The sequence below is a fragment of the Methanoculleus sp. genome, from assembly GCF_035363275.1.
In the GTDB taxonomy this organism is placed as follows: Archaea; Halobacteriota; Methanomicrobia; order Methanomicrobiales; family Methanoculleaceae; genus Methanoculleus.
The window spans coordinates 1-2,330 of record NZ_DAOSET010000015.1; the positions used below are offsets into that span (position 1 = coordinate 1).

Sequence of the window (2,330 nt, forward strand, 5' to 3'; positions counted from 1 at the left end):
CGGCGTTTCCACGCGCATGGGGGCAGGTTGCGTCCGGAAACGGGTGCAGAGGCGTATGCGCTCGCGGCGCCGCACGGCCCTGTCCTCCGGCGGTATTCTTCAGCAGGCGCGATCCCCGGCCGCCGCAGAACCGGCATTCGATCGTTCGGATCGACTTCTCCGATGGTTGATCTACTCCGGAGGTAAATGGAAAGTTATTTATTTTGATAAAAAGTAAACTGGAATGATTTACGGGCCGGCGAGCGCCCTCCAGGCGCCCGAAGGGAGCCTGGGATGATTTCATGACACGAACGGCGAATCTGTTCCTGGTAATCCTGATACTGGCGGTCGCGCTGCTGCCGGTATCGGTGACGGCGGAGGCGGGGACCACCGAGCTGCGTATCGTGAGGTACGCGAGCGACAACCGGACCGTCCTCGACGAGACGACCGTCGACTATCTCTGGATGCAGGAGAATCTCCCCGTCTACGGCGACGGGCGGACTCACTACTACCACCAGGGGCCGGTGCTCGAGGAGCACTGGAACAATGCCCATCCTGACGGGGAGTATGACCCCTGGGATTCGGCCGAGGACGTGCTGGGAAGCATCCTTCAGAAAGGGGATCTCGGAGCCGTGATGGGGACTGCGGTCACCGACCTCTGCGGCCTTATCGGGGGAGCGAAGCCCGGGGACATGATTGCGGTTAAGTGCCGGGACGGGTGGAGGAAGACCTTCCCCTACGAGTACTACTACCATCCCGACCCGCGACAGGGCCCTATGGTGATCACCTGGTTCAACGGGGACGAGGCGCCCGGCGACAGGCAGGGGGTCGGGTACCCGGATACCTGTTATACGTCGGGTATGCGCATGATCTTCTTTGCCGACAACTCCACGAACTCCTGGGGCTGGCACGTCTTCGGGAACACCGACATGAAGGAGTGCTGGGCCGAGGAGTACTGGAACTACGGGGCGCAGTACCCGTCGGCGGTCGGGGCTTCGGGGAAGTGGGTCAGCGAGATAGGCATCTACACGAACCAGCCGCCTCCGGCTCCCGTCGCCGGCTTTGAGGCGAACGCGACGGCCGACCGGATACCGCTCGCCGTCAAGTTCAACGATACCTCCACCGCCCACCCGGGCGTCTGGGCCTGGGACTTCGGCGACGGAGTTACCTCGACCGAGAAAAATCCGGAGCACGTCTACACAAAGCCCGGCACCTACACGGTCAGGCTTGCGGTCAAAAATATCGCCGGGTCCGCGAGCGAGACGAAGACCGGTTACATCACCGTCCGAGAAGCGGTGATCCCGGCCGCTGATTTTACCGTAAACGCGACGTCCGGTGAGGCGCCGTTTGCCGCCGGGTTTACCGACGCCTCCTCGGGAAAGCCGACGGCGTGGGTGTGGGAGTTCGGCGACGGGACGGTCTCGACCGAACCGGACCCGGTCCACATCTACGAGGTTCCGGGGACCTACACGGTGAAACTCGCGGTGGAGAACTCGAAGGGGTCGACGACCGCCACCCGCGACGTCACCGCGGAGGTGCCGGTGCCCGCGCCGCCGATCGTGTCGTTTGCGGTCGATGCGATGTCCGGTGAGGCGCCGTTTGCGGTTGCGTTCACCGATACGTCGCTGAAGTCGCCGACGGCGTGGGCCTGGGATTTCGGGGATGGCAACACGTCGAACGAGCAGAACCCGGCCCACGTCTATGCGTCGCCCGGGGTCTATACGGTCGCGCTCACGGCAACGAACGATCTCGGCACCGGCAACGTGACAAAACCCCAGTTCATCGCGGCAACCGAGAACGGGAAGGCGATCATCTTCCGCGGGAATGTGCCCCTCGAAAGGGGGATGTTCTCGGTCACGGCGCCGTCCGGGAAGACCTACACCCCGGATAAGTGCACCCTGATGGGTGTGCTGGACGCCGCGGCGAAGATGCGGGGGTTCACCTACGTGATCGGGGACAAGAAGTACCTGGAGAGCAAGCTTCTCTTCCTCGACGGGGTGAACGAGTTCCTGCTCGAGAAATCGGCCGGGAAGACCTGGGTCTGCTTTCATAACGGCGAGCTGCTCGACGACTACGGCAGGCCTTCGACCGACGCCTTCAACCGGCGGCCGGTCGCGGACGGAGACAGGGTGCTCTTCTGCTACGGGGACTTCTTCACCTTTAGCTCGGGGAGGATGGAGGTCAAAGGAGGGGGTGTGAATCCGGACGATGCGTGGGCGGTTGTCGATATCACGATCGGCACCGCGGGTTCCGCGGCTGCTGCGGCCCCGGCCGGGAACGCAAGCGCACCTGCCGCGGTGCAACAGTCGCCCCCGGCTGTCTGGCTCCCGTTCCTTGCGATCGGGCTCCTG

At 63.9% G+C, this 2,330-nt stretch carries 1 protein-coding gene; it reads left to right on the top strand.

The features are described 5' to 3' along the window. Positions 1-281: 281 nt before the first annotated feature. Positions 282-2,330: PKD domain-containing protein (locus PLN84_RS04565; RefSeq protein WP_348531935.1), on the top strand; the 2,049-nt coding region annotated here is incomplete at its 3' end.